Below are 25,514 nucleotides of genomic sequence, written 5' to 3'. Positions count from 1 at the left end.
CGAGCTTGCTCGCGAAAAACCTCAACGATAACGCGTGTTTCCTGAATAAACGCGGCGCCTGTGAGTTTTTCGCGAGCAAGCTCGCTCCTACAGGCATCAGGGCAAGCCCCCATCCCACAATGGGATGTTTGTCTGGCCTATAGCGCCAAATCCCCAGGGTTGTGGCAAACTTCGCGGTTACAAGAGTGAATAAAAGCATTGCCAGTTTGATGCCCGCTGGATGACATCAAACCACTTTAAGTTTGGTACGACGGTACCAATATCTTCTGCCTGACAGATTTAGAGGAACGACCGTGCATAACGTCGTCATCAGCGGCACTGGCCTGTACACCCCGGCCAACAGCATTTCCAACGAAGAGCTGGTGCAGTCTTTCAATGCCTACGTACAACAGTTCAATGCCGACAACGCCGCCGCTATCGAATGTGGCGATGTGCAGGCGCTGACTGAGTCGAGCGCGGCATTCATCGAAAAAGCATCCGGCATCAAGAGCCGTTTTGTGATGGACAAGGACGGCATCCTCGATCCGCAGCGCATGGCCCCACGCCTGCCCGAGCGCAGCAACGATGAATGGTCGGTGCTTTGCCAGATGGCCATCGGTGCCGCCGAACAAGCCTTGCAGCGCGCTGGCAAGACCGCCGCAGACATCGACGGCGTGATCGTCGCCTGCTCCAACCTGCAACGCGCCTACCCGGCGATCGCCATTGAAGTCCAGGAAGCCTTGGGTATCCAGGGCTTCGGTTTCGACATGAACGTGGCGTGCTCCTCGGCCACCTTCGGCATCCAGAACGCGGCCAACAGCATCCAGTTGGGCCAGGCCCGGGCGATCCTGATGGTCAACCCGGAAGTCTGCACCGGCCACCTGAACTTTCGTGACCGTGACAGCCACTTCATCTTCGGTGACGCCGCCACGGCGGTGATCCTGGAGCGTGCTGACCTGGCGACGTCCGAACATCAGTTCGATGTGGTGAGCACCAAGCTGCTGACCAAGTTCTCCAACAACATTCGCAACAACTTCGGTTTTCTCAACCGCACGGCGGAAGAGGGTATCGGCGCCCCCGACAAGCTGTTCGTGCAGGAAGGCCGCAAGGTATTCCGTGATGTCTGCCCGATGGTGGCCGAATTGATTGGCGAGCACTTGGCAGAAAACCAGCTGAGTGTCACCGATGTGAAGCGCTTCTGGCTGCACCAGGCCAACCTGAGCATGAACCACCTGATCGTGAAGAAACTGCTGGGGCGCGACGCGTCGGTGGAAGAAGCGCCAGTGATCCTCGATACTTACGCCAATACCAGCTCGGCCGGCTCGGTGATTGCGTTCCACACTTATCAAGATGACCTGCCCAAGGGCGCGGTTGCCGTCCTCAGCTCCTTTGGCGCCGGGTATTCGATTGGCAGTGTGATCCTGCGCAAACGCTGAGTGTGTGGCCGGACGCGGTCAACTGTGGGAGCTGGCTTGCCTGCGAAGGCATCGGCTCGGTGTGCCTGATTCACCGAGTTGTCTGGATCGCAGGCAAGCCAGTTCCCGCATTGACCGTATTTCCACGGCAAGATTGAGGTAAACGATGGCAGCAGCGGACGACACGCACCTGCTTCAACGCCTGCTCAAGGGTGAGCAGCGGGCTTATAAGGATTTGGTCAACACCTACCAGAGTGCAATGCGGGCAGTGGCCTATGCCATCGTCGGCCAGCGCCATGCCGATGAGGTGGTGCAAGATGCCTGGCTCTCGGTGGTGCGCAACCTGGCCAAGTTCGAAGGGCGATCAAGCCTCAAGACGTGGTTATTGACCATAACTGCCAACTCCGCAAAGAGTCGTTACAAAAAAAATCGTCGGGAAGTGCTGCTCGATGATTTGCCCTCACCCCACGGCACTATCGGTGATGACCGCTTCAGCCCGGATGATGGCCATTGGGCTGTCGCCCCGTATGCCTGGCATCAGGACACCCCGGAAGCGCTGCTGACCGAAGATGAATTGCGCAAATGCCTGGAGCATACGATTCTGAGTTTGTCCGAATTGCAAAGCAGCGTGTTGGTGTTGCGTGAACGCCAGGGCCTGGAGCTGGAAGAGATCTGTAATCTTCTGACCCTTTCACTCTCCAACGTCCGTGTGCTGTTGCATCGAGCACGGCTTAAAGTCTTCGCCACGGTGGAGCATTTTGAGGAAACGGGCGAATGTTGACCTGTAAAGAGCAAGTAGCGCGTTCCAGTGACTATCTCGATGGGCAATTGACCTTTCGCGAGCGTCTGATGGTGCGTCATCACTTGATGTTTTGCCCGAACTGCCGGCGCTTTATCCGTCAGATGCGCCTGATGCAGGCGACGCTCAAGCGTATGCCGCAGGAGCCGGTGGAGGGTGTGGATGCGTTGGCCGACCAACTGGTGGCCGAACGACGTAAGGATATGTAGGAGCGAGGGGGACGCCTAGTTCTTGCTCGCGAAAAACGTCAACGATAACGCGGGTATCCTGGAGAACCGCGTTGCCTGTGGGTTCTTCGCGAGCAAGCTCGCTCCTACACGTTAGGCATCAGAACTTGGCTTCAGCGTCCAGCTGCAAGGTGTTGGTGTCGGCATCCCGCTGGGTCCGGCTGGCGAAGTCAGCCTTGGTCAGGAAGTAGGTGGCGCCGATGGCGAAGTTCTTGTCGATGTCGTAGCTGACTTTCATCTTGTGACCGCGCGAACCGGTGGTGCCGTTGGCGAAGTCCGAATCGGTGAAGGCGCCTACGACGGCATTACGTTGAACGTCGCGGTAGTTGTAGTCCAGGTTCAAACCGAACACCTTGGACTTGGCACCCAGCAACCAGGCGGTGTCCTGGTCGGTCACCGCATCGTTGTTTTTCACGTACTGACCGTAGAACGACAGCGGCACGGCCAGGCCGCCGATGTCTGCTTGTGCAAAGCCTTCGTACAAACGGAATTCGTTGTTGGCCGAGTTGCCGTTGACCGCCAATGCGCAAGGCGTGGTGGTGGTTGTGCAACGGCTGTCTTCGTCATTCTTGTAGGCGTAGATGCTGCCGCCCAAGGTCATTTTCAGGTTGTCGGTGACCGAGAAACGCGTACCCAACTGGCCGGACGTCAGGCGCAGGTCATGGCGAAATTGCACGCCGTCACCGTCCACGTTGTCCTTGAGGTTGTAGTTACCCAGGCTGCCGAACAGTTCTGCGCTGCTCCCCAGCGGGTATTTGTAGGTGACGGCCAGGCCTTCAGGGTTGATGTCGCTATCCCAGATCACGTCGCCCATGTTCACCCACGGTTGCAGCATCTTGCCGCCGATCACGTGCAGGTTCTTGATCTGGTCCGGGTGGTAGTCGATGTAGCCGAGGTCCAGCCAGATCGATTTCTTATCGAAGTAACCATCCTGGTCCTGGTTAGTGGAACGTGCATCGTCGCCGCCGCCGGTGGCGATACGGATACCGGTGTCCACTTGCGGGTTGATTTCGGTGTAGGCACCCAGGCGCGCACGGATACGTTGACGGTCCTTGTCACGCCCACCGTTGTTGGGCTCGCCGTCGATCTTGATGGTTTCCTGACGGAAGCGCACATCACCCTTGAACTGGGTCTTGGCTGCCCAAGCCAATTTCTGGTCGAAGCTGCTCAGCTCGTTGGTTTTTTTCGCAGTGGCCGCGATCTGCTCGTTGGTCTCTTGTTGAGCCTGGCGGGCGATCTGCTGTTCTTTCTGATCCCTGGCCAGCTCCATTTGCAGTTCGGTGTACTGCGCCGCGGTGATCTGGCCGTTGGCCTTGAGCATGTCGAGCAATTTAGCGTCGACTGCAGCGCTGGCCGGAACGCTCAGTGCCAGCAACAGGCCGCCGCACAGGACCGCCGCAGTTTTAGTGGAAGCAAGACGCATATCAATCTCCGAAAGTGAGGAGGGAGGGCAACACCCTCCAGGACACAACCGACCCATGACGGACGGAAAAATGTCGCCCGGTAGACCCGGACGCTCTAAAAACTGGCGTCAGTATCGCGACCGTTTATGACGGAGTAGTGGCTAAGTGATTTCATCTAGATGACAAATCGTTACGCTACGGAACTAAGGGTTTTGAGGTCTGTCCGCGTGTTTTGAGGATGTGCGCGCGGCTGTGATCAGCGATACTCGCCAGGTTTTCATGCCAAGAAACAATGAGGATGCCGATGCCGTTGCAACGCCTGGACAGCCTGTCCGATATCGCTGCGCACACGTGGGATGCCCTGATGCCACAGGCCCAGCCGTTTATGCAGCATGGGTTTCTGAGCGCGCTGGAAGACAGCGCCAGCGTCGGCCCGCATTCGGGCTGGCAGACGGAGCATTTGCTGCACTGGGAAGGCGACCGGTTGATGGCGGCATTGCCGGGTTATCGAAAATGGCATTCTTATGGCGAGTACGTGTTCGATCACGGCTGGGCCGACGCCTGCGAGCGCGCTGGCATCGACTACTACCCCAAGTTGCTGACGGCCGTGCCGTTCAGCCCGGTCGGTGGGCCGCGCGTGTTGGCTGCCAGTGCCGCAGACGCTTTCGAATTGCTCAATAGCCTGCCGGGGTATCTGGAGATCGAAGGCCTGTCGAGCGCCCATATCAACTTTACCGATGCCCTCGCCGATGAAGCCATGGCCCAACACCCCGGCTGGTTGCAACGCCTGGGTTGTCAGTTTCATTGGCAGAACCGAGGCTACCGCGACTTCCAGGATTTCCTCGACGCCCTGAGTTCACGCAAGCGTAAACAGATGCGCAAAGAGCGCGAACAAGTGGCGGGGCAGGGTATCGAGTTCGAGTGGTTGCAAGGCCACGAGCTGAGCGAAGCCCAATGGGATTTTGTCTACGCCTGCTACGCCAACACCTACGCGGTGCGCCGGCAATCGCCCTACCTGACCCGCGCGTTTTTCAGCCTGCTGGCTGAGCGCATGCCCGCAGCTATCCGCGTAGTCTTGGCCAAACAAGGCACGCGCCCGGTGGCCATGGCCTTCAGCCTGCTTGGTGGCGACAGCATCTACGGCCGCTACTGGGGGTGCCTGGCGGAATTCGACCGCCTGCATTTCGAAACCTGCTTCTACCAAGGCATGGACTACGCCATCGCCCACGGCCTGCAACGCTTCGATGCCGGTGCCCAGGGGGAGCACAAATTGATTCGCGGGTTTGAACCGGTGATTACGCGCTCATGGCACTATTTGCGCCACCCGGGCTTGAAGAACGCTGTGGAGGATTTTCTTGAGCGAGAGCGGGTGGGGGTTCTGGCGTATGCCGAAGAGGCGAGGGCGGCTTTGCCTTATCGGCAGGTCTGAACCACCGGTCTGGCAACCGTGCTGACTAACAATAAAATCGCTAATCTGTATGTACAAACGTACATACAGGATGTGCCATGCATTTTGAGTGGGATGAATCTAAGAACAAAGCCAATATTTCTAAGCACGGCATCGACTTTAACGACGTCCCAGATATTTTTCGGCATCCAATGCTGGCCTTGCGCGATGATCGGGCAGATTATGGCGAAGAGCGTTGGATCAGTATTGGCTGGATCAAATTGTTAATGGGTGTGGTCGTATATACCGAGCGGTGTGGTGATGTGATCCGTATCATCTCTGCGCGAAAAGCAACCAAGAAGGAGGCCAAATACTATGACGCAAACATCGAAAACTGATTGGGAGCGCCTGGCCAACATGAATGATAAAGAAATCGACACCAGCGATATTCCTGAGCTGGACGCCGAATTTTTCCGACGCGCCGAGTTACGTGTTCCGGTTAAGCAGGCGGTGACCATTCGACTGGATGCCGATGTTCTGGAGTGGTTCAAAGGTCAAGGCACCGGATATCAGACACGTATTAATCAATTGTTGCGTCAGTACATGCAAGCCCACCAGGGTTGAAGCGCATTCAATAGAGGTCAAGCCGTAAAACACCTTGTAGGAGCGAGCTTGCTCGCGAAGAACGTGCAGGCGACGCGTGTTCACAGCTGTAAGCACTGCGTCATCGTTGGCGTTTTTCGCGAGCAAGCTCGCTCCTACAGGGAGTGGGTCAAGCTGTTTTCTCTGCACCTAACCATCGGTAGGTGATGCCGCCAATCACCGCGCCGAGGATCGGCGCGAGCCAGAACAGCCACAACTGCTGCAGCGCCCAGCCGCCGACAATCAATGCAGGCCCTGTGCTGCGGGCCGGGTTGACCGAGGTGTTGGTCACCGGGATGGAGATCAGGTGGATCAGCGTCAATCCCAGGCCAATGGCGATGGGCGCGAAGCCTGCCGGGGCTCGACGGTCGGTGGCGCCAAGGATGATCAGCACGAACATCGCCGTCATCACCAGCTCACAGACAAAGCCTGCCGCCATGGAATAACCACCGGGTGAATGCTCGCCGTAACCATTGCTTGCCAGCCCGGAGGCCAGTTCGAACCCGGGTTTGCCGCTGGCGATGAAGTACAGCAGTGCGGCAGCGATGGCGCCACCGATCACTTGAGACACGATGTAGGCCGGCAACTCCTTGGCCGGGAACCTGCCGCCGACCACCAGCCCCACCGAGACGGCCGGGTTAAGGTGGCAACCGCTGATATGCCCGATGGCAAACGCCATGGTCAGTACCGTGAGCCCGAAAGCCAGTGACACACCGAGCAGGCCGATGCCTACATTGGGGAACGCTGCGGCCAACACCGCACTCCCGCAGCCACCCAACACCAGCCAAAACGTACCCAGTCCTTCCGTTACGGAACGTTTGAACAGTGACATGAACACTTCCTTAGATTGCTCTATCTGATTAACGGTCTGTGTGGCTTCCCTGCCGCCTTAAATCAGGGCCCTCCTGGGGCCTGATTGCAGTACAGCAGGATTGTGCCGCAAGACCAGTCAGATAGAGAAAGCTGTCAGAATTGTTCGGAATTGAGCGGGGCTTTACCCAACAAAATCAGTCTATACCGACAAATCCCCCGGTTTGATGCTGCCATAACCGCGAATAAAGCCCGCCGTATGCCAGCAACTCGGAATGGCTGCCGCTTTCGGCGATCTGGCCTTTTTCCAGCACCACCAGGCGGTCCATGCGTGCGATGGTCGACAACCGGTGCGCAATCGCAATGACCGTCTTGCCCTGCATCAGGGTTTCCAGGCTCTCCTGGATCGCCGCTTCCACTTCCGAGTCCAGCGCAGAGGTGGCTTCGTCCATGATCAGGATCGGTGCGTCCTTGAGCAGCACGCGGGCGATAGCGATACGCTGACGTTGCCCGCCGGAGAGTTTCACCCCGCGCTCGCCCACATGGGCATCCAGCCCGGTGCGGCCCTCGGAGTCCGACAGCAGCGGGATGAACTCATCGGCGCGGGCCTTGTGCACCGCCGCCCACAGTTCTTCGTCAGTCGCGTCGGGCTTGCCATACAGCAGGTTGTCGCGGATCGAGCGGTGCAGCAACGAGGTGTCTTGGGTGATCATGCCGATCTGTGCGCGCAGGCTTTCCTGGGCGACCTCGGCGATGTCCTGGCCGTCGATGAGGATGCGCCCGCCCTGCAGGTCGTAAAGGCGCAGCAGCAGGTTGACCAGCGTCGATTTGCCTGCGCCGGACGGGCCGATCAAACCGATCTTTTCCCCGGCCTTGATCTCAAGGTTCAGGCCGCCAATGATTCCGCTCTTTTTGCCGTAGTGGAAGTCCACCTGCTCAAAGCGCACCTGGCCGTGGGGCACTGTCAGGCGCGGCGCGTTTTCACGGTCAACCACGGCCAGTGGCTGGGCGATGGTCTTCAGGCCGTCCTGCACGATGCCGATGTTTTCGAAGATGCCGTTGACCACCCACATGATCCAGCCGGACATGTTGACGATGCGGATCACCAGGCCGGTAGCCAGGGCAATCGCACCCACGGAGATCAGCGACTGTGTCCACAGCCACAGGGCCAGGCCAGTGGTGGTGACGATCAGCAGGCCGTTCAAAATACAGATCACGGTGTCCATGCTGGTGAGCACGCGGGCGGCCAGTTGGGTTTTTTCGGTTTGCTCGATGATCGCTTGCTTGGCGTATTCCTGTTCATTCTGCGTATGGGCGAACAGCTTCAAGGTGGTGATGTTGGTATAGCCGTCGACAATTCGGCCCATCAACTTGGAGCGCGCCTCCGAGGAGACCACCGAGCGTTCTTTCACACGAGGTACGAAGTAACGCAGGGCCAGGCTGTAGCAAACGATCCAGGTGATCAGCGGGATCATCAGCCGCCAGTCGGCCTCGGCAAACAACACCAGGGCACTGATGGCGTAGATCGACACGTGCCAGATAGCCTCAGCGGTCGCCACCGCCGAGTCACGCAAGGAGTTGCCGGTTTGCATGATCCGTTGGGCGATGCGCCCGGCAAAATCGTTCTGGAAGAAATTCAGGCTCTGCTTGAGCACGTAGCTGTGGTTCTGCCAGCGGATCAGGCTGGTCATGCCGGGGTTGATGGTCTGATGCACCAGCAAGTCATGCAGGCCGTTGAAGAGCGGGCGCAGCAACAGGGCGACCACGGCCATCCAGATCAGCTCGGCGCTGTGGATCTGGAAGAAGTTCGCCGGCGGCGTGCCCTGGGCCAGGTCGATGATGCGGCTCAGGTAGCTGAACAGCGCGACTTCGATCAGGGCGCCGACCAGTCCCACTACCAAGAGCGCGGCGAAGCACGGCCACACCTGGCGCAGGTAATAGAGATAGAAGGGCAGGACTTTTTCGGGAGGGGCCGCGCTGGGGGCGTCGCGGAAAATATCGATCAGCTGTTCAAAACGACGATAGAGCATTAGGTTTGACGCCCGCCGGGCGGGCTCTCCTTTCAAAGGTGCACGGTGCCGTGCGGGCACCGCGCAAAGCTGCCTGCAGACCTCAGTCGATGCGCTTGGCCGACTTGATGATCACAGGATCGATAGGCACGTTCTGCATGCCTTGCTTGGTGGTGGTCTGGGAGTTGACGATGATGTCGACCACGTCCATGCCCTTGACCACTTTGGCGAACACGGCATAACCGGCATCGCGGCCTGGGTCGAGGAAGGCATTGTCGGCCACGTTGATGAAGAATTGGCTGGTGGCCGAGTTCGGGTCATTGGTGCGAGCCATGGACAAGGTGCCACGCACGTTATGCAGGCCATTGCTGGCTTCGTTCTTGATCGGTGCTTCGGTCGGCTTTTGCGACATTTGCTGGGTGAACCCGCCGCCCTGAACCATGAAGCCCGGGATCACGCGGTGAAAGATCGTGTTGGTGTAGAAGCCCTTGTCGACATAGGCCAGGAAGTTCTTGGTGCTGATCGGCGCCTTGACCGGGTCCAGTTCGATTTCAATCTGGCCGTTGGTGGTGTCGAGCAACACGTGTGGCGCCTTGGCCGGCTCAGCCGCCATCAGGTTGGCAGCGAACAAGGCGGAACCGGCAAAGAAGGCGATTTTTTTCAGCATGGGTCAGTGATCCTGGGTAGTGGTTTCGACGGTCTTTAGAAAATCGAGCAAGGTCGCGTTAAAGACCTCGGGTTGATCCAAGGGCGTGGCATGGCGGGAATCTTCGATGACCACCAGTCGCGCATCGGGCAGCAGTTTTACATAGATTTCTTTCTTCGCCACGGGGGTGTAGTCATGGTCGGCGCTGATGACCAGGGTTGGACAGGCAATTCTCGACAGTTGTTCCTGCACGCCCCAGCCCACAATGGCGTCGAAGCTGGCGAGATAAGCACGTTTGTCGTTGCTTGCCCAGCGCTCGGCCATCTTGCGGCGCAGGTCGGCCTGCTCAGGTTTGGGGAACAGCCGATCGCCCAAGGCCTTGCCGATGGTGCCCAGGCTGAGCACGCGGGCCAGGGTCCAGCGTTTGGCCCACTGCCAATAGTCATCGGCACTGCGCACCTTGACCTCAGGCGCGCTGTTGACGATGCACAGGCTCTTGACCCGCAGGGGTTCATCCACTGCCAGTTGGAAGGCGATCATGCCGCCCATGGATAAACCCACCACGTGGGCCGCTGGCAGGTCGAGGTGTTCGATCAGCGCGATCAGGTCGAAGGTAAACCCTTTGATGCTGTAGCGCTCTCGGGGTTTGTCCGAGCGACCATGGCCGCGCACGTCAACCACGATCAGGCGGTAGTGCCGGGCGAGTACCGGTATTTGCAGTTCCCAATCCTGGCTGCTGGAGCCCAGGCCGTGGATCAGGATCAGCGGGTTGCCATGACCATATTCTTCGTAATGCAGGCTGCAGCCTTCATGGTCGAACCAGGCCATGGGTGAACTCCGTTTCAGGCTTGTTGGGGAGCGGCAAAGGGCGCGTCCAGGGGAGCGGTGTCAAAGGTGCGCAGCAATTCCACGAGGATCTGCGTGGCGGGCCCCAAGGGTTTGTCTTTGTTGGAGTACAGGTAAAACGTCGGGTTGCGACTGCCGCCTTTTTCCAGGGGAAGCTGCTTGAGCACGCCTTCTTTGAGTTCGCGCTCGATCATGTGCCGGGGCAGCCAGGCAAAGCCCAGGCCGCTGCCGACGAAGGTGGCCGCGGTCGCGAGGCTGCCAACGGTCCAGCGCTGTTCGGCGCCGAGCCAGCCGACGTCGCGCGGTTGCTGGCGGCCTGAGTCACGGATCACCACCTGCATCTGGCTTTCAAGGTCGTGAAAACTCAGCTCACGGTTGAGGCGATGCAGCGAGTGATCGGGGTGGGCCACGGCGACGAACTCCACATCGCTCATTTCCGTGCCCAGGTAGCCTGGGATGATAAACCCGCAAATGGCCAGGTCCGCCATGCCGTCGAGCAGCAACTCTTCGACCCCGGACAGCACCTCTTCGCGCAGGCGCACCCGGCAGCCACGGCTTTGCGGCATAAAAGCGGTTAACGCGCGAACCAGACGTGCGCTGGGGTAGGCGGCATCCACCACCAGGCGCACTTCGGCTTCCCAGCCCTGTTCCATGTGATGGGCGAGGTCTTCCAGTTGGCTGGCGTTTTTCACCAGTTGGCGAGAGCGGCGCAGCAGCACCTCACCGGCCTCGGTCAGCACCGCCTTGCGCCCGTCGATGCGCAGCAGCGGGACGCCGAGTTGGTCCTGCATGCGCGCCACGGTGTAGCTCACCGAAGATTGCGAACGGTGCAGCGCTTCGGCGGCTTGGGCAAAGCCGCCATGGTCGACCACGGCTTGCAAGGTGCGCCATTGATCGAGGGTAACGCGGGGCGCTTTCAAGATGAGCTCCTCTTGTCCTAAGCTGGCGGTCCTTATTGGAGACTGCCGAATGAGAAAATTGTGTTGTGTGTTGCTGGCGCTGCTGCCGATGAGCGCGTTTGCCTATCCTATCGACGTGACGAAAAAGATCGATGGCGTCAGCATTGATTACACCGCGTCCGATGTGGACGCAGACATCAGTTCGATTCAGCTAAGCAACTACGGCACCCAGGATGCTGTGTGTTCGGTAACCTTCACCAACGGCCCGGAATCGCCACGCCGTCGTACCGTGACCGTGCCTGCTGGCAAAAACACTAACACCACGGTCAAGTTCAACCGCGCCATCATCAAGATGCGTATTGCCCTGGACTGCGCGCCAAAATAAAGCACCAGCGGGGCATGCCCACAGGAATACTCCGCATATAAACAAATTTCTAGATGGGTTGTAGCAGTTTTTTGCGCTTTTTTATCGAATAGGCCCTGGTTAACCTTCTCTCCATCGACTTACAGCAATTACCGATGGAGCCTACGAAGCCATGTCCAATGTTCTGATCATCGAAAGCAGTGCGCGCCAGCAGGATTCCATTTCCCGCCAGCTCACCCAACAGTTCATCAGCCAATGGCAAGTCGCCCATCCGGCAGACCACATCACCGTGCGCGACGTTGCGCTCAATCCGGTCCCCCACCTGGATGCCAACCTGCTGGGCGGCTGGATGAAGCCGGCGGAGCAGCGTAACGACGACGAACAGGTGTCCCTGGACCGCTCCAACGAGTTGACTGACGAACTGCTGGCCGCCGACGTGTTGGTGATGGCCGCGCCGATGTACAACTTCGCCATCCCCAGCACCCTCAAAGCCTGGCTGGATCACGTGTTGCGGGCCGGTGTGACCTTCAAGTACACCGCTACCGGGCCCCAGGGTTTGTTGACCGGCAAGCGCGCTATCGTGCTCACCGCGCGCGGCGGTATCCACACGGGTGCTACCTCGGATCATCAGGAACCGTACCTGCGCCAGGTCATGGCATTTATCGGCATTCATGACGTCACCTTCATTCACGCCGAAGGCGTCAACCTGGGCGGCGACTTCCAGGAGAAGGGCGTCAATCATGCCAAGGCACTGCTGGCCCAGGTGGCCTGAGGCGTTAATCGTCAGATAATCCCGTGCTGCTTATATAGCCCCACGCAAACCCTTCAAGTACGCGTATCGAACCTCCCTTTGCACTTTTTGCTCCTGAGTGCTCCTGCCCGACTGCCGCTTTAGCGAGGTCGGGTTTTTTTTGCGCCGAGTTTCTTCAAGCCCCAAAAAGCTTTAATGTCGCGCCCATTCGAAATGAGGCGCGCATGGGCTATCTACTGGGTGTCACCCTGATTCAGGCATTTTCCTTCAGCTTGATTGGCGAATACCTCGCCGGTCACGTCGACAGCTACTTTGCCGTGCTGGTGCGTGTAGTGCTGGCCGGGCTGATCTTTATTCCGCTGACGCGCTGGCGCTCGGTGGAGCCCGCGTTCATGCGCGGCATGTTGGTGATCGGCGCATTGCAGTTTGGCGTGACCTACGTATGCCTGTACCTGAGCTTTCGCGTGCTGACGGTGCCGGAAGTGCTGCTGTTCACCATCCTCACACCGCTGCATGTGACGCTGATCGAGGACGCGCTTAATCGCCGCTTCAATCCCTGGGCGCTGGTGGCGGCCCTGGTGGCGGTGGGTGGGGCGGCGGTGATTCGTTTCGATCAGATCACCCCGCACTTTTTGATGGGGTTCTTGCTCCTGCAATTGGCCAACTTCACCTACGCCGCCGGGCAAGTCATGTACAAGCACCTGGTGGCGCGTTATCCCAGTGACCAGCCGCACTTTCGGCGTTTCGGTTATTTCTACCTGGGCGCCTTGTTGGTGGTGTTGCCGGCGTTCCTGCTGTTCGGCAAAGCTGACTTCCTGCCGCAAGCGCCACTGCAATGGGGCGTACTGGTGTTCCTCGGGTTGGTCAGCACCGCGCTGGGCATGTACTGGTGGAACAAGGGCGCCTGCCTGGTCAATGGCGGCACCCTGGCGGTGATGAACAACCTGCATGTGCCGGTGGGGTTGCTGCTGAACCTGCTGATCTGGAACCAGCACGAGCCGCTGGGCCGTTTGGCCCTGGGCGGTCTGGTGATTCTGGGGGCGGTGTGGATCAGCCGGCTGGGTGTGCGTCGGGCGGTGCCGTCGCTATTGTGATCACCACCTTGCCTTTGGCGCGGCCTTGTTCGACATAGTCCAGGGCCGCAGCCGTGGATTCGAAAGGAAAGGTACGGTCGATGACCGGCCGGATAATCCCGGACTCAACCAACGCGGTGATTTCATCCAGTTGGGCGCCACTGGCACGCATGAACACAAAGTCATAGCTCACGCCTTGCTTGCGTGCTTTCCTGCGGATACCGCTGCTCAACACACCCATGACCAGGCCTAATACCCATGGCAGGTTCTGGGCACGGGCGAAGGCGGGCGTCGGCGGCCCGGAGATGGAGATGAGTTGACCGCCGGGCTTGAGAATCTTCAGTGACTTGGCCAGCGCATCCGCGCCTAGGCTGTTGAGCACCACATCGTAATCTCGCAGCACGGCCTCGAAGGCTTGCTGTTTATAGTCGATCACCACATCCGCCCCCAACGCCTTGACCCACTCCACATTGGCGGTGCTGGTGGTGGTCGCGACAAAAGCGCCCAAATGCTTGGCCAGTTGGATGGCGATACTGCCCACCCCGCCTGAGCCCGCATGAATGAACACCTTCTGGCCTTTCTTCAGTTTCGCGGTTTCCACCAGCACCTGCCACGCCGTCAGCGCGACCAGGGGCAGGGACGCGGCTTGCTCCATGTTGATGTTGTCGGGTTTGCGCGCCAGTGCGTCTTCGCGCACGGCAATCAACTCGGCGAAGGTGCCGATACGCTGCTGGGGCGGGCGGGCGTAGACTTCGTCCCCCGGCTTGAAGCGTCGTACCGCCGCGCCGACGCTGAGCACCACGCCGGCCAGGTCATTGCCCAGTGTCAACGGCAACGCATAGGGCAGGATCAGTTTGAATTCGCCTTTGGCGATCTTTGCATCCAGCACATTGACGCTGCTGGCCCGCACCTGAACCAGCACGTCGTGCTCACCCACGACAGGCGCGGGGGCCTCGATGAGGCGGCCGGGCTGCTTGCCGTACCGCTCGATGGAAAATGCCTTCATGGTTCAACGCTCGTTGCTTTAATGAGAAGGGCAGGCGCGGAGCACGCCTGCTACCGGTTGATCAGGCGTTGGCCAGATAACGCTCAGCAACCTGGGACTGCTTGATCTGCGTCAGCAGGCCTTGTCGCGCAGCTTGCAACGCATCCCAGCGGGCGCCGTCCTGCAACGGCGGAATGGTCACCGGCTCGCGGCGATCGAAGCCCACCAACGCCGCGTCCACCAGATCGCCCACTTCCATCACGTCCGTGAGGGTGTTGATATCAATGCCCGCACGTTCCCAGATCTCGGTACGTGTGGCGGCGGGCAGCACGGCTTGCACGTACACGCCTTTGGGCGCCAGTTCCAGGCTCATGCCCTGGGACAGGAACAGCACGAACGCCTTGGTCGCGCCGTAGACCGTCATGCCGAATTCCGGGGCCAGGCCCACTACCGAGCCAATGTTGATGATAGCGCCGTTGCCCGCTGCCGCCAGGCGCGGGGCGATGGCACTGGCCAGGCGTACCAGCGCGGTGGTGTTGAGGGCGACCAACTGCGCGACGCTGTCGGTGGATTGTTCGATAAAACCGCCGGACTGCGCGGCGCCGGCATTGTTGACCAGGGTGCCAATGCTGGCGTCATCGCGCAGGCGCGCTTCAACCACTGCCAGGTCCGCGCTCTGGGTCAGGTCGGCCGGGAGGATATCAATGCTGACGGCGTGGTGTTCACGCAGTCGGGCGGCGAGCGCTTCCAGGCGCGTGACGTCACGGGCGACCAGTACGAGGTCGTGGCCGCGTGCGGCAAAGCGTTCGGCGTAGGCGGCGCCAATGCCGGTCGAAGCGCCAGTGATCAGAACGGTGTTGGAAGTGCTCATGGTGTGATGCTCTGTGAGTGCGAGGAGGTTTTATGATGTCGATCATAATCAAAGCTGTCAACGGTTTTGATTATGATCGACATCATAGTAATATGCCTATCTCGCAAGCTGGCAGGACCACTGACATGAAGATCACCAAGGCGCAGTCACAGAACAATCGGGCTCATATCGTCGCGACAGCTTCCGAGTTGTTCCGCGAGCGGGGTTTCGATGGGGTGGGCGTGGCCGAGTTGATGGCCGCGGCCGGGTTTACCCAGGGCGGCTTTTACAAGCACTTCGGTTCCAAGGCGGACCTGATGGCGGAAGCAGCCGCCAACAGCCTGGCGCAGTCACTGGCCGACAGCGCAGAGATGGAGGTGGAGCAGTTTTTCGAGGTTTACCTGTCCAGGCAGCACCGCGATCATCGCGGCGGCGGATGCACCTTGGCGGCGTTGTGTGCCGATGCTGCCCGTCAATCGGACACGCTGAAGGCGACCTTCGCCGAGGGTTTGGAAAATACCCTGCAGGCCTTGGAAGCAAAATACAGCGCGGCTCATGACGGGCCACAGGAAGACGTGCGGGCGAAAATGCTCGACAGCATGGCCCATGCCATCGGCGCAATCATGCTGTCGCGGGCGTGCCCGGACGATTCCGCCCTGGCCGATGAAGTGCTTGAGGTGTGCCGCAAGGAGATTACGGCATCACTGCCGTAATCCCGTTCGCATCACCTTATGCCGTTTCGGCGACGGGCACCGGCATGGCCCCAGCCAACGCCGGCAGCACGCCGGCGCGCAGGTCGTTGCCACTCGGCTGCTGATACAGGCTCAGCCCGAACTCCGGCAACACGGCCAATAGATAATCGAAGATATCGCCCTGAATCCGCTCGTAATCGCCCCACGCCGTGGTGCGGGTAAAGCAGTAGATCTCCAGCGGCACGCCCTGGGCGGTGGTTTGCATCTGGCGCACCATGCAGGTCATGTTCGGCTGGATGTCCGGGTGGCTTTGCAGGTACGCCAGGGCGTAGGCGCGGAAGGTGCCGAGGTTGGTCATGCGTCGACGGTTGGCCGACAGTTGCGCGCTGTGGCCCTGGGCCTCGTTCCAGGCCTTGAGTTCGGCCTGTTTGCGGCTGATATAACCGCTGAGCAGGTGCACCTGGGTCATGCGCACTTCTTCCTCATCGTTCAGGAAGCGTACGCCGCTGGCGTCGATGTACAGGCTGCGCTTGATACGGCGCCCACCGGAGGCCTGCATGCCACGCCAGTTTTTGAACGACTCGGACATCAGGCGCCAGGTGGGGATGGAAACGATGGTCTTGTCGAAGTTCTGCACCTTCACCGTGTGCAGCGTTATATCCACCACATCACCATCGGCGCCGACCTGGGGCATTTCGATCCAGTCACCCACGCGCAGCATGTCGTTGCTGGTCAATTGCACGCTGGCGACGAACGACAGCAGGGTGTCCTTGTACACCAACAGAATTACCGCCGACATCGCACCCAGGCCTGACAGCAGCAACAGCGGCGAGCGGTCGATCAGGGTAGCGACGATGATGATCGCGCCAAACACGAACAGCACCATTTTCGCCAGTTGCACATAGCCCTTGATCGAGCGGGTGCGTGCGTGTTCGGTGCGTGCGTAGATATCCAGCAGCGCGTTGAGCAGGGCGCTAATCGCCAGCACCATGAACAGAATGCTGATCGCCAAGGCCACGTTGCCGATGAACAGGATGGCGGTCTTGCTCAGGTCCGGCACCAGGTACAGGCCGAACTGGACCACCAGCGACGGCGTCATTTGCGCCAGGCGATGGAAGACTTTGTTATGCCGCAGGTCGTTCAGCCAGTGCAGGGCCGGTTGCCGGCCGAGCAATTTGACGGCGTGCAGGATGAGGTAACGGGCAATCCGTCCCACCACCAATGCCACCACCAGCAACACCAGCAAACCGAGGCTGGAATGCAGGACCGGGTGTTCATCGAGGGCGCCCCAAAGGTCTTGGACGTTGAGCCAGAGCTGTTTGATATCCATGAGTGAACCGATTCTTCTTTAAGACAACACGGGGCGATTAGAGCATTTAAGTGCAACAAAGTTGACGCCCTGGACAAAATCGCTGACAAAAAAGCAGCTGATTAGCCCCGTTCGCGTAAAGAAACTCGGTTTGGGCGCCCGAAACCGGTAACCTATGCAGCTGATATTTTGTATTTCTTCGAGGTAGCACCCGTGTTTTCCCAATTCGCCCTGCACGAACGCCTGCTCAAAGCCGTGGCCGAGCTTAAATTTGTCGAGCCTACGCCTGTGCAAGCAGCGGCCATCCCGCTCGCGCTGCAAGGGCGTGACCTGCGGGTGACGGCGCAAACCGGCAGCGGCAAGACCGCCGCTTTCGTCCTGCCGGTGCTCAACCGCCTGATCGGCCCGGCCAAAGTACGCGTCAGCATCAAGACCCTGATCCTGCTGCCGACCCGCGAGCTGGCCCAGCAGACCCTCAAGGAAGTCGAGCGCTTCTCGCAGTTCACCTTCATCAAGTCCGGCATCATTACCGGTGGCGAAGACTTCAAGGTCCAGGCCGCCATGCTGCGCAAGGTGCCGGATATTCTGATCGGCACCCCAGGGCGCATGATCGAGCAGCTCAACGCTGGCAACCTCGACCTCAAGGAAGTCGAAGTACTGGTGCTCGACGAAGCCGACCGCATGCTCGACATGGGCTTTGCCGATGATGTGCAACGTCTGGTCGGCGAGTGCGTCAACCGCCAGCAGACCATGCTGTTCTCCGCCACCACCGGTGGTTCGACCCTGCGCGACATGGTCGCCAAGGTGCTGAACAACCCTGAGCACTTGCAGGTCAACAACGTCAGCGACCTGAACGCCACCACGCGCCAGCAAATCGTTACCGCTGACCATAACGTGCACAAAGAACAGATCCTGAACTGGTTGCTGGCCAACGAGACCTACCAGAAGGCCATCGTGTTCACCAACACCCGTGCCGCCGCCGACCGTATCTACGGGCGCCTGGTTGCGCAGGAATACAAGGCGTTCGTGCTGCACGGCGAGAAAGACCAGAAGGACCGCAAGCTGGCCATCGACCGTCTCAAGGCGGGCGGCGTGAAGATCCTGGTGGCCACCGACGTTGCCGCACGCGGCCTCGACGTGGACGGCCTGGACCTGGTGATCAACTTCGACATGCCACGCAGCGGCGACGAATACGTGCACCGTATTGGCCGTACCGGCCGGGCCGGCAACGATGGCCTGGCCATCTCGCTGATCTGCCACGGCGACTGGAACCTGATGTCGAGCATCGAACGCTACCTGAAGCAGTCGTTCGAGCGCCGCACCATCAAGGAAGTCAAAGGCACGTACACCGGGCCGAAGAAGGTCAAGGCGTCGGGCAAGGCCGTTGGCGTGAAGAAGAAAAAGACCGACGCCAAGGGCGACAAGAAGAAAACCGGCGCCAAGTCGCCGACCAAGCGCAAGATCGCCAACCGGCCGAAGACCGACAACCTGTCGCTCGTCAGCAAGGACGGCATGGCCCCGCTCAAGCGCCGCAAGCCAGAAGCTCCGGCTGCCGAATAAGCAGGCGGGCATAAAAAAACCGGACGATGTCCGGTTTTTTTTCGCCATCAGTTTTTGGTTTTGGCGGCCGCTTCCTTGAGCTCTTTGAGCCGCGCATCGATCAACTGGCACTTGTCGGGAAACTCGGCGCTTTCGGTATCCAGGTCCATTTTCTGCAACTGGTCATTCATCTCCTTGGCCTTGGTCGGGTTCTGCTCTGTGAGCTTGGTCACTTGCTTGGCGAGTTCTTCGCGCTTGGCGGTGGCCTCCTCGGGCGTGCAGGCCCAGGCGGGCAGGGCGCTTAGCAGCGTGGCGGCGAGAGTCAGCTTCATCAAGGTTTTCATGGTCGGACTTCCTTGGCAGTGATGTGCAGTTGAGGTGGCGAACCTCTGGAAAGTTCAGAGAAATGACGCCCGTCCGTTCGGTTGAACGGCCAGTGCCAGGACGTGTCACTCCCTTAGACGGGCTAACTCCATCGGCCTGCAGGAGGAATCAGGATGAAGGCTTACAATTGGGATCTGATCGAACGTCTGCTGCATGAAGTGCAGAACGGCGAGGGCAGCTTTGCCCCGCGCAAATACGCCGAGCAGGAAGCGGCCGAGAAGGCGACGGCCGGCGAGGACACTGGCAAACTGGATGCGCTGAAGAAGACCGCTGCCGATTACGAGGCGCTGCTGTTCAAGCGTGGCTTTATCGAGTCGCGGCCGGAAGAAGAGGGCGGCAATGGCGAGAACTTCATCCTGACGGCGCTGGGTGCGCAATTGCTGGCGCTGATCGACAGCTCGATTCCGGGCAATGATCATCCGCGCCAGGTGTTGGATGAGCAGGCTGACGCGCTTGATCCGGCAACCTTCGCTGAAGTGGCCTCCAAAGCCCAGATCGCCTGATCCTCTTATGCCCCGGCGCCCCCGAGGGTGCCGGGTGAACCTGTCGAATCGGTAATCTGCCGCTAAGGTTGCTGACAGCCGGCGACTTCTAATCTGCTGCCATTCAACTCATGGACTTGAATCGGCATGCACTCCACAACCTCCAGACGCACATTCGTCAAAGGCCTGGCCGCAGGCGGCCTGCTGGGCGGGCTCGGGCTTTGGCGCCCGCCGGTGTGGGCACTGACCAGCCCCGGCCAGCCCACGGTACTCGCCGGCAGCGAATTTGACCTGTTTATTGACCAGACCCCCGTCAACCTGACCGGCCGTGCGCGCACCGCGTTGACCGTCAACGGCAGCCTGCCCGGCCCGCTGTTGCGCTGGCGCGAAGGCGACACCGTGACCCTGCGCGTGAAAAACCGCCTCGGGGAGCCCACCTCGATCCACTGGCACGGCATCCTGCTGCCATCGACCATGGACGGCGTGCCCGGCCTGAGCTTCAAGGGCATCGAGCCGGGCGGCCTTTACGTCTACCAGTTCAAGGTCAAACAGCACGGCACTTACTGGTATCACAGCCATTCCGGGCTTCAGGAACAGCAGGGCGTGTATGGTCCGCTGGTCATCGACCCCAAGGAGCCCGAGCCGTATGCCTACCAGCGCGACTACGTGGTGATGCTGTCGGACTGGACCGACGAAGACCCCGTCGCCCTGATGAAGACCCTCAAGAAGCAGTCCGATTACTACAACCTGCACAAACCCACCCTGGGCGATTTCATCCGGGATGTGGGCGAGCAGGGCTGGTCGGCCACGGTTGCCGACCGGCTGATGTGGGCACAAATGAAGATGAACCCCACCGACCTTGCGGACGTCAGCGGCGAGACCTACACCTACTTGCTCAACGGCCAGCCGCCTGGGCAGAACTGGACCGGGGTGTTCAAACCGGGAGAAAAGATTCGCCTGCGCTTTATCAATGGCTCGGCGATGACCTATTTCGATGTGCGTATTCCCGGGTTGAAGATGACCGTGATCGCCGCGGATGGGCAGCCGGTGAAGCCGGTGAGCGTCGATGAATTCCGTATCGCCGTGGCGGAAACCTACGATGTGCTGGTCGAGCCCGTAGCAGACGCCTACACCCTGTTTGCCCAGTCCATGGACCGCACAGGGTTTGCTCGTGGCACCCTTGCCAGGCAGCAGGGCGCGACCGCGCCGGTACCGTCGCTGGATCCGCGCCCGTGGCTGACCATGGACGATATGGGCATGGGCGGCATGGGCGGCATGGACCACGGCGCGATGGCCGATATGCCAGGCATGGAAGGCATGGATCACAGTGCCATGGGCATGGCGATGCAGAACCACCCCGCCAGCGAGCAGAACAACCCGCTGGTGGACATGCAAGCGATGAACCCGGTGCCCAAGCTGGACGACCCTGGAATCGGCCTGCGCAACAACGGCCGCCGGGTGCTCACCTATGCCGACCTGCGCAGTACCTTCGAAGACCCCGATGGCCGCGCCCCCTCGCGCACGCTTGAATTGCACCTCACCGGGCATATGGAGAAGTTCGCCTGGTCGTTCAATGGCGTGAAGTTTTCCGATGCCGAACCCCTGCAACTGACCTACGGCGAGCGCGTGCGGTTGGTGTTGGTCAACGACACCATGATGGCCCACCCGATTCACCTGCATGGCTTATGGAGCGACCTGGAGGACGAAAACGGCCAGTTCCAGGTGCGCAAACATACGATCGACATGCCACCGGGCTCCCGTCGCAGTTACCGCGTCACCGCCGATGCCCTGGGGCGCTGGGCCTATCACTGCCACCTGCTGTACCACATGGAAATGGGCATGTTCCGTGAGGTGCGCGTGCATGAATAAGGAAGCGAGCATGAACCGTTGTGTTCTACCCGTTTGCATCGCCTTCGCCGCGCTGGGGTTCGCCCCATGGGCGTTGGCGGCCGAGGATGAATTTCAGGGCATGAGCCCGGCGACGCCAGCGCTGACCGAAAGCCGTACGCCGATTCCGGCGCTGACCGACGCAGACCGTGCAGCGGTCTACAACGCGCCGGGAGGGCATCAGGTGCACGACAGCGGCGTGAACTCGATGCTGCTGATCAACCAGTTGGAATGGCAGGGCGGCGACGGCAACGCGCAGAGTTGGGACATCAAGGGTTGGGTCGGCGGTGATATCGACCGGTTGTGGCTACGCAGTGAAGGCGAGCGCATTGCCGGCCGCACTGAAAGCGCCGAAGCCCAAGCGTTATGGGGGCATGCCATCAGTCCGTGGTGGGACCTGGTCGGCGGCGTGCGCCAGGACTTCAAACCCGGTGACAGCCAGACCTGGGCGGCCTTTGGCCTACAAGGCATGGCGCTCTACAACTTCGAGGCCGAAGCCACGTTGTTTGTTGGCGAATCGGGGCATACCGCCGCACGCTTGGAAGGTGACTACGACATCCTGCTCACCAACCGCCTGATCCTGCAGCCCACCGCAGAACTCAATTTCTATGCGCAGAACGATCCGCAACGCGGTATCGGTTCGGGCTTGGCAGAAAGTGAACTGGGCCTGCGCTTGCGCTACGAAATTCGCCGGGAGTTTGCGCCCTACGTTGGGGTCAGCTGGAACCGGGCTTATGGTCAGACCGCGCAATATGCACGGGACGAAGACGAGGACGTTCACCAACTGCGCTGGGTAGTTGGCGTGCGCCTGTGGTTCTGACGGGAGGCTCGCATCAAGACTGCGCGCTTTTCAGGCATTTGAGTGCCTGGAAGTCGCTGCGGACCTTGTCGATTTTCTGGGTGAGTTTCAGGCGCTGCGCTGCAGAGCTTTGGGCCATCACGTCGACGAGCAAGCTGCGCGCGGCGGCTTCGGTCTGGGCATAGGCGGCGCGGTATTGCGGGGTCCACAGGCTTTCACGATCCACCAGCAATTGCTGGATTTTCTGCGGGAAATCGGCACTGTGACGCTGTTGCAGCGCCTCGATAAATTGCGCCTGCCAATGGGCGCGGTTACCGATCCATGCCTGGTTTTGCGCGCCCAACTCGATGGACCAGGCCGTCACGCGGTTTTGCTGGCCGGTGCTCAACGGGCCAATCCAGGCGTCAAGGCGCTTGCTCATGCGTTCGGCGCGATCCTTGATTTGCTGGGCCAGCGGCGGCTTGAGGTATTCGTCCTGGCGTTTGCGCAGGTCCTTGGCCAGGGCATCGCTCATGTCCTTGACCTGCTGATCGTCCAGGCCTTGCAGCAATTGCACGGCTGATGGGGTGATTTCTCGCGCAATCTCGGCAATTGCCTGTTTGGCTTCGACAGTACGGGTTTGCAACGCGGCGTCGGTGACCTGGTTGCTGTCGACCATCTGCTGCAGGCGGTCGAGCCAGTCCAGGTAGCCAGGCAATTGCGTGGTGCAGTGCCAGGCCAGGTGTTCCTTGAGGGTGTCGTTGAACCAGCTCTTCTGCCCGGCATTCATGTCCAGGTAATCGTTGAGGGTCCAGGGAATGATCACGTCGAGGTTACGGTAGGCCAGGCCCACGCGATTACAACCGGCAAGCACCAGGCTCAGGGTCAGCAGTACCATCAGGAGTTTGAGCCGGCGCAACATGGGCAGGTCCTTGCATGGAGGGCGTTAATGCATGTGAACCTGCGCGGGGTGCGACAGTTCAGCCCATCAATAAAACGACCGTGCAGCCTTCAAGGTCAACAGCCCATCACATTGCGAATTGTGTCCAGAGTAGGCCGAGCAGTCACTGCCGCTGAGGCTGGAGCCGCTGTAGATCAGGTCCAGGTCAATGCCTTTCCAGGCCCGGGAAAACTGTACCGACCAATCGCTGAAACTGCTGATGGCGCCGTTCTCTACCGAGACCGGCGTGCCCAGTTGATGGGTGGTGTACTTCATGCTGACGCCGATGCCAAAAGGCTGGGTGCCGCCCAGATCGGCAAACAGGGTGCTGTCCTGGCGGTCGGGGTCGTTGCTGAAAGACACGCCAAAGCGGTTGCCCAGCAGGTTCAGCCCGCCGTAGAACTCCTGGCTGTCGAGGGGGCTGACCTTGGGGTAGCTGTAGTGGATCAAGCCGACTTCGTAGCCCAGGGTCTGGTCGAACGGACGCTTGAAGCCCATGTAGGAGTCGACTTCAAGGTTATTGGCCGACGACAGGCCCATGTTCGGGGAAAACTGGCCGAAATACAGGCCGCTGTCGTGGGTAAGGTCCAGGCCACCGTGGAACGAGTCGCTGCCAGGGGTGGTCGGCTTGACCAGGCCCTGGGCCATGGTACGGCTGGGGGTTGTACCTAACTTCAGGTCGAAGTCACCCAATTCGCGCTGGAAGATATGCGCTTGGGCCAAAGGACTGGCGACCAGAATGCTGACCACGAAAATACAGCGTTTAAGCATGCTTCACTCCATGAAAAGCGAGGAGCAGTAACGGAAAGGTTCAGGCGGATGCCCGTGCTAGACGTGTGCAAGGATACCGGCGAATGCCAGGCGTTGAGGCCCGTTCGTCGATTAGCTGCGTATTGAAGGTGTTAGGAGGGGGTTACAACTCTAGTCCTAGCGCCTTGAAGGCAAGACGCTTAGGGACCAGATGCAGTGCGCGGGTAAGACTATTACTTCTTGCCCAGGCTGATCTGCTTGGACGGGCCGAAAGTCTGGCCGCTCACGCCCTTGGCAATTTGCTGGATTTCGCCGCCGGACTTGAGGAACGCAGCGATCTGGCTGTTGATCGATTCGCTGGTTTCAACGGCGGGAGCTGGCTTTGCTTTGCTGTTGGATGCTTTTACACGCATGGCGGCCACTAACCTGTAGAAAATTAACTTGGCCAGGCATCGTACAGGAAATACTTGACAATTGCTTGGCAAATATCCCTCAGAATTAATACGCAGCGTTGGAAATAGCCGAAGTTCAGCGCCGAAATAACGCGCTAACTTACTGTTTTAGCAAGAAACCACAGCCTGGGTGGCCCGCTGGTGGCCTGCTCAAAGTGAACCGAACGATCAGACGAGTGGGGCGCTGCCATTGGAACGCCATGCCAGCCCGCGATTTTTCAGGCGCGCGCGCGTGCAGGGCCCAACTCGGGTAGAATGCCGCCCACGCAATGAGGGTATTGGAAATGGCTTTAGTCGGGCGCTACAACAGCTTGCAAGTGGTCAAGCACACTAACTTTGGTTTGTACCTCGATGGTGCGCAAGATGGGGAAATCCTCTTGCCTAATCGGTATATCCCTAAAGATATTCCCAGTGAAGATGAAGACTGGCTCAACGTTTTCATTTATCTGGACAGCGATGACAAACTTATCGCCACCACCGAAAAACCCAAAGTTCAAGTCGGTGAATTCGCCAGTTTGAAAGTTGTGGAAGTCAACAGCATTGGCGTGTTCCTTGATTGGGGATTGCCCAAGGATCTGCTGCTGCCGTACTCGGAAGAAAAACGCCAGATGACCGCGGGCGAATATTGCGTGGTGCACGTCTACCTCGACAAGCACACCAAACGCATCACCGCCACCGCTCGCCTTGACCGTTACCTGGACAAGACGCCGGCCAACTACCAGGTGGGCCAGGAAGTCGATCTGCTGGTGGCCGAAGCCACCGACATGGGCTTCAAGGCGATCATCAACAATAAGCACTGGGGCCTGATCCACAAGAACGAAGTGTTCAAGTTCCTGCGCCCGGGCAAGGAAGAGAAGGGGTTCATCAAAGAGATCCGCGCCGATGGCAACATCAGCCTGAGCCTGCAACCGGTGGGCCAGGAAGCGGCCTCCAGCCTGAACTCGAAGATCCTCGCCAAGTTGCGCGACAACAACGGCACCCTGCCGGTCAGCGACAAAAGCGACCCGGCGGTGATCAGCAACTTGTTCGGCGTGAGCAAGGGCAACTTCAAGAAGGCTATTGGCGCGCTCTACAAGCAAGGGCAGATCGTGATTCATGCGGACCGCATTGAACTAAGCTGAGTACAGGCTGCTCTCCTGTAGAAGCGAGCTTGCTCGCGAAAATATTCCAGGCGCAGTGTGGCGTCGGATGTACGTTTTTCGCGAGCAAGCTCGCT

Annotated in this window: 28 protein-coding genes; 15 read left to right on the top strand and 13 right to left on the bottom strand. The window is 59.7% G+C overall.

The features are described 5' to 3' along the window. Window positions 1-293: 293 nt before the first annotated feature. The 3 genes from A7K61_RS05505 (at window position 294) to A7K61_RS05495 (ending at window position 2,402) form a co-directional block, all read left to right on the top strand. Window positions 294-1,415, top strand: coding sequence for a beta-ketoacyl-ACP synthase III (locus A7K61_RS05505; protein ID WP_069557119.1), 1,122 nt, complete (start codon window positions 294-296; stop codon window positions 1,413-1,415). 145 nt (window positions 1,416-1,560) lie between these two features. Beyond that, the gene (locus tag A7K61_RS05500; RefSeq protein WP_069557118.1) at window positions 1,561-2,175 is read left to right on the top strand and encodes an RNA polymerase sigma factor; all 615 of its coding nucleotides are present in this window, start codon (window positions 1,561-1,563) and stop codon (window positions 2,173-2,175) included. Further along, complete coding sequence (locus A7K61_RS05495) at window positions 2,169-2,402, top strand: anti-sigma factor (RefSeq protein ID WP_044275044.1); 234 nt, start codon at window positions 2,169-2,171, stop codon at window positions 2,400-2,402. The genes A7K61_RS05500 and A7K61_RS05495 overlap by 7 nt, the downstream gene beginning before the upstream one ends. Before the next feature lie 118 nt (window positions 2,403-2,520). Here the strand turns inward: A7K61_RS05495 and A7K61_RS05490 are convergent, their stop codons facing one another. Beyond that, window positions 2,521-3,843: a putative porin gene (locus tag A7K61_RS05490; RefSeq protein WP_003193136.1), complete on the bottom strand. Its 1,323-nt coding sequence runs from the start codon at window positions 3,841-3,843 to the stop codon at window positions 2,521-2,523. Window positions 3,844-4,127: 284 nt separating this feature from the next. Here A7K61_RS05490 and A7K61_RS05485 point away from each other — a divergent pair, with 284 nt between their 5' ends. The 3 genes from A7K61_RS05485 to A7K61_RS05475 all read left to right on the top strand — a co-directional run bounded on the left by A7K61_RS05485 (window position 4,128) and on the right by A7K61_RS05475 (window position 5,834). Then, window positions 4,128-5,252, top strand: a complete 1,125-nt coding sequence (locus A7K61_RS05485; protein WP_044275043.1) for a GNAT family N-acetyltransferase — start codon at window positions 4,128-4,130, stop codon at window positions 5,250-5,252. A 77-nt stretch (window positions 5,253-5,329) separates the two neighbouring features. Then, window positions 5,330-5,608, top strand: a complete 279-nt coding sequence (locus tag A7K61_RS05480) for a BrnT family toxin (protein ID WP_003193132.1) — start codon at window positions 5,330-5,332, stop codon at window positions 5,606-5,608. Next, a complete protein-coding gene (locus A7K61_RS05475; protein ID WP_032895852.1) occupies window positions 5,586-5,834 on the top strand; it encodes a BrnA antitoxin family protein in 249 nt (82 codons plus the stop codon). The genes A7K61_RS05480 and A7K61_RS05475 overlap by 23 nt, the downstream gene beginning before the upstream one ends. A gap of 148 nt (window positions 5,835-5,982) precedes the next feature. Here A7K61_RS05475 and aqpZ read toward each other — a convergent pair whose 3' ends face one another. From aqpZ to A7K61_RS05450, 5 genes are all read right to left on the bottom strand, one after another. Beyond that, entirely contained in the window at window positions 5,983-6,684 is a 702-nt protein-coding gene (gene aqpZ / locus A7K61_RS05470; RefSeq protein ID WP_044275039.1) for an aquaporin Z, read from the bottom strand. 175 nt (window positions 6,685-6,859) lie between these two features. Further along, window positions 6,860-8,692: an ABC transporter ATP-binding protein gene (locus tag A7K61_RS05465; RefSeq protein ID WP_003193125.1), complete on the bottom strand. Its 1,833-nt coding sequence runs from the start codon at window positions 8,690-8,692 to the stop codon at window positions 6,860-6,862. 82 nt (window positions 8,693-8,774) lie between these two features. Then, the gene (locus A7K61_RS05460) at window positions 8,775-9,338 is read right to left on the bottom strand and encodes a peptidylprolyl isomerase A (RefSeq protein WP_014719428.1); all 564 of its coding nucleotides are present in this window, start codon (window positions 9,336-9,338) and stop codon (window positions 8,775-8,777) included. A 3-nt stretch (window positions 9,339-9,341) separates the two neighbouring features. Continuing rightward, window positions 9,342-10,145 (bottom strand): alpha/beta fold hydrolase, encoded by an 804-nt coding sequence (locus A7K61_RS05455; RefSeq protein ID WP_069557117.1) that lies wholly within the window; start codon window positions 10,143-10,145, stop codon window positions 9,342-9,344. 14 nt (window positions 10,146-10,159) lie between these two features. Further along, the gene (locus A7K61_RS05450) at window positions 10,160-11,083 is read right to left on the bottom strand and encodes a LysR family transcriptional regulator (protein ID WP_003193120.1); all 924 of its coding nucleotides are present in this window, start codon (window positions 11,081-11,083) and stop codon (window positions 10,160-10,162) included. A gap of 49 nt (window positions 11,084-11,132) precedes the next feature. On the opposite strand from A7K61_RS05450, the gene A7K61_RS05445 reads away from it, so the two are divergent. The 3 genes from A7K61_RS05445 to A7K61_RS05435 all read left to right on the top strand — a co-directional run bounded on the left by A7K61_RS05445 (window position 11,133) and on the right by A7K61_RS05435 (window position 13,271). Further along, a complete protein-coding gene (locus tag A7K61_RS05445) occupies window positions 11,133-11,447 on the top strand; it encodes a 3-phosphoglycerate kinase (RefSeq protein WP_044275036.1) in 315 nt (104 codons plus the stop codon). Between the two features lie 151 nt (window positions 11,448-11,598). Then, on the top strand, window positions 11,599-12,198 hold the full coding sequence (locus A7K61_RS05440; RefSeq protein ID WP_044275035.1) for an FMN-dependent NADH-azoreductase: 600 nt from the start codon (window positions 11,599-11,601) through the stop codon (window positions 12,196-12,198). 203 nt (window positions 12,199-12,401) lie between these two features. Next, a complete protein-coding gene (locus A7K61_RS05435) occupies window positions 12,402-13,271 on the top strand; it encodes a carboxylate/amino acid/amine transporter (protein ID WP_069557116.1) in 870 nt (289 codons plus the stop codon). Here A7K61_RS05435 and A7K61_RS05430 read toward each other — a convergent pair. Continuing rightward, window positions 13,228-14,256 carry an NADP-dependent oxidoreductase gene (locus A7K61_RS05430; RefSeq protein ID WP_069557115.1) on the bottom strand — a complete coding sequence of 343 codons (1,029 nt, stop codon included), beginning with the start codon at window positions 14,254-14,256 and terminating at the stop codon, window positions 13,228-13,230. The genes A7K61_RS05435 and A7K61_RS05430 overlap by 44 nt on opposite strands. Window positions 14,257-14,317: 61 nt before the next feature. Next, a complete protein-coding gene (locus tag A7K61_RS05425; RefSeq protein WP_047711536.1) occupies window positions 14,318-15,106 on the bottom strand; it encodes an SDR family oxidoreductase in 789 nt (262 codons plus the stop codon). A gap of 125 nt (window positions 15,107-15,231) precedes the next feature. Between A7K61_RS05425 and A7K61_RS05420 the strand changes: the two genes are divergently transcribed. Beyond that, a complete protein-coding gene (locus A7K61_RS05420) occupies window positions 15,232-15,798 on the top strand; it encodes a TetR/AcrR family transcriptional regulator (RefSeq protein WP_032895860.1) in 567 nt (188 codons plus the stop codon). Window positions 15,799-15,814: 16 nt separating this feature from the next. On the opposite strand, the gene A7K61_RS05415 is transcribed toward A7K61_RS05420, so the two are convergent. Beyond that, on the bottom strand, window positions 15,815-17,107 hold the full coding sequence (locus A7K61_RS05415) for a mechanosensitive ion channel family protein (protein ID WP_047711535.1): 1,293 nt from the start codon (window positions 17,105-17,107) through the stop codon (window positions 15,815-15,817). A 192-nt stretch (window positions 17,108-17,299) separates the two neighbouring features. On the opposite strand from A7K61_RS05415, the gene A7K61_RS05410 reads away from it, so the two are divergent. After that, entirely contained in the window at window positions 17,300-18,646 is a 1,347-nt protein-coding gene (locus A7K61_RS05410) for a DEAD/DEAH box helicase (protein ID WP_003193110.1), read from the top strand. A gap of 47 nt (window positions 18,647-18,693) precedes the next feature. Here the strand turns inward: A7K61_RS05410 and A7K61_RS05405 are convergent, their stop codons facing one another. Then, a complete protein-coding gene (locus A7K61_RS05405; RefSeq protein ID WP_044275027.1) occupies window positions 18,694-18,969 on the bottom strand; it encodes a hypothetical protein in 276 nt (91 codons plus the stop codon). A gap of 153 nt (window positions 18,970-19,122) precedes the next feature. Between A7K61_RS05405 and A7K61_RS05400 the strand changes: the two genes are divergently transcribed. The 3 genes from A7K61_RS05400 (at window position 19,123) to A7K61_RS05390 (ending at window position 22,198) form a co-directional block, all read left to right on the top strand. Continuing rightward, window positions 19,123-19,512, top strand: coding sequence for a transcriptional regulator (locus A7K61_RS05400; RefSeq protein ID WP_069557114.1), 390 nt, complete (start codon window positions 19,123-19,125; stop codon window positions 19,510-19,512). Window positions 19,513-19,638: 126 nt separating this feature from the next. Further along, the gene (locus A7K61_RS05395) at window positions 19,639-21,360 is read left to right on the top strand and encodes a copper resistance system multicopper oxidase (protein WP_069557113.1); all 1,722 of its coding nucleotides are present in this window, start codon (window positions 19,639-19,641) and stop codon (window positions 21,358-21,360) included. Between the two features lie 10 nt (window positions 21,361-21,370). Next, window positions 21,371-22,198, top strand: a complete 828-nt coding sequence (locus tag A7K61_RS05390) for a copper resistance protein B (RefSeq protein ID WP_069557112.1) — start codon at window positions 21,371-21,373, stop codon at window positions 22,196-22,198. Window positions 22,199-22,211: 13 nt separating this feature from the next. On the opposite strand, the gene A7K61_RS05385 is transcribed toward A7K61_RS05390, so the two are convergent. From A7K61_RS05385 to A7K61_RS05375, 3 genes are all read right to left on the bottom strand, one after another. Next, window positions 22,212-23,078, bottom strand: a complete 867-nt coding sequence (locus A7K61_RS05385; RefSeq protein ID WP_069557111.1) for a DUF6279 family lipoprotein — start codon at window positions 23,076-23,078, stop codon at window positions 22,212-22,214. A gap of 66 nt (window positions 23,079-23,144) precedes the next feature. Further along, on the bottom strand, window positions 23,145-23,867 hold the full coding sequence (locus A7K61_RS05380; RefSeq protein WP_044275019.1) for a TorF family putative porin: 723 nt from the start codon (window positions 23,865-23,867) through the stop codon (window positions 23,145-23,147). A gap of 212 nt (window positions 23,868-24,079) precedes the next feature. Continuing rightward, on the bottom strand, window positions 24,080-24,259 hold the full coding sequence (locus A7K61_RS05375) for a hypothetical protein (protein WP_003193095.1): 180 nt from the start codon (window positions 24,257-24,259) through the stop codon (window positions 24,080-24,082). A gap of 323 nt (window positions 24,260-24,582) precedes the next feature. Here A7K61_RS05375 and A7K61_RS05370 point away from each other — a divergent pair, with 323 nt between their 5' ends. After that, window positions 24,583-25,419 carry a S1 RNA-binding domain-containing protein gene (locus A7K61_RS05370; RefSeq protein ID WP_044275017.1) on the top strand — a complete coding sequence of 279 codons (837 nt, stop codon included), beginning with the start codon at window positions 24,583-24,585 and terminating at the stop codon, window positions 25,417-25,419. Window positions 25,420-25,514 lie beyond the last annotated feature (95 nt).

It is taken from the genome of Pseudomonas sp. AP42 (assembly GCF_001728935.1).
In the GTDB taxonomy this organism is placed as follows: Bacteria; Pseudomonadota; Gammaproteobacteria; order Pseudomonadales; family Pseudomonadaceae; genus Aquipseudomonas; species Aquipseudomonas lactis.
Note: the sequence above shows the minus strand (reverse complement) of the source record. Positions and strands in the feature narration are given on the sequence as shown.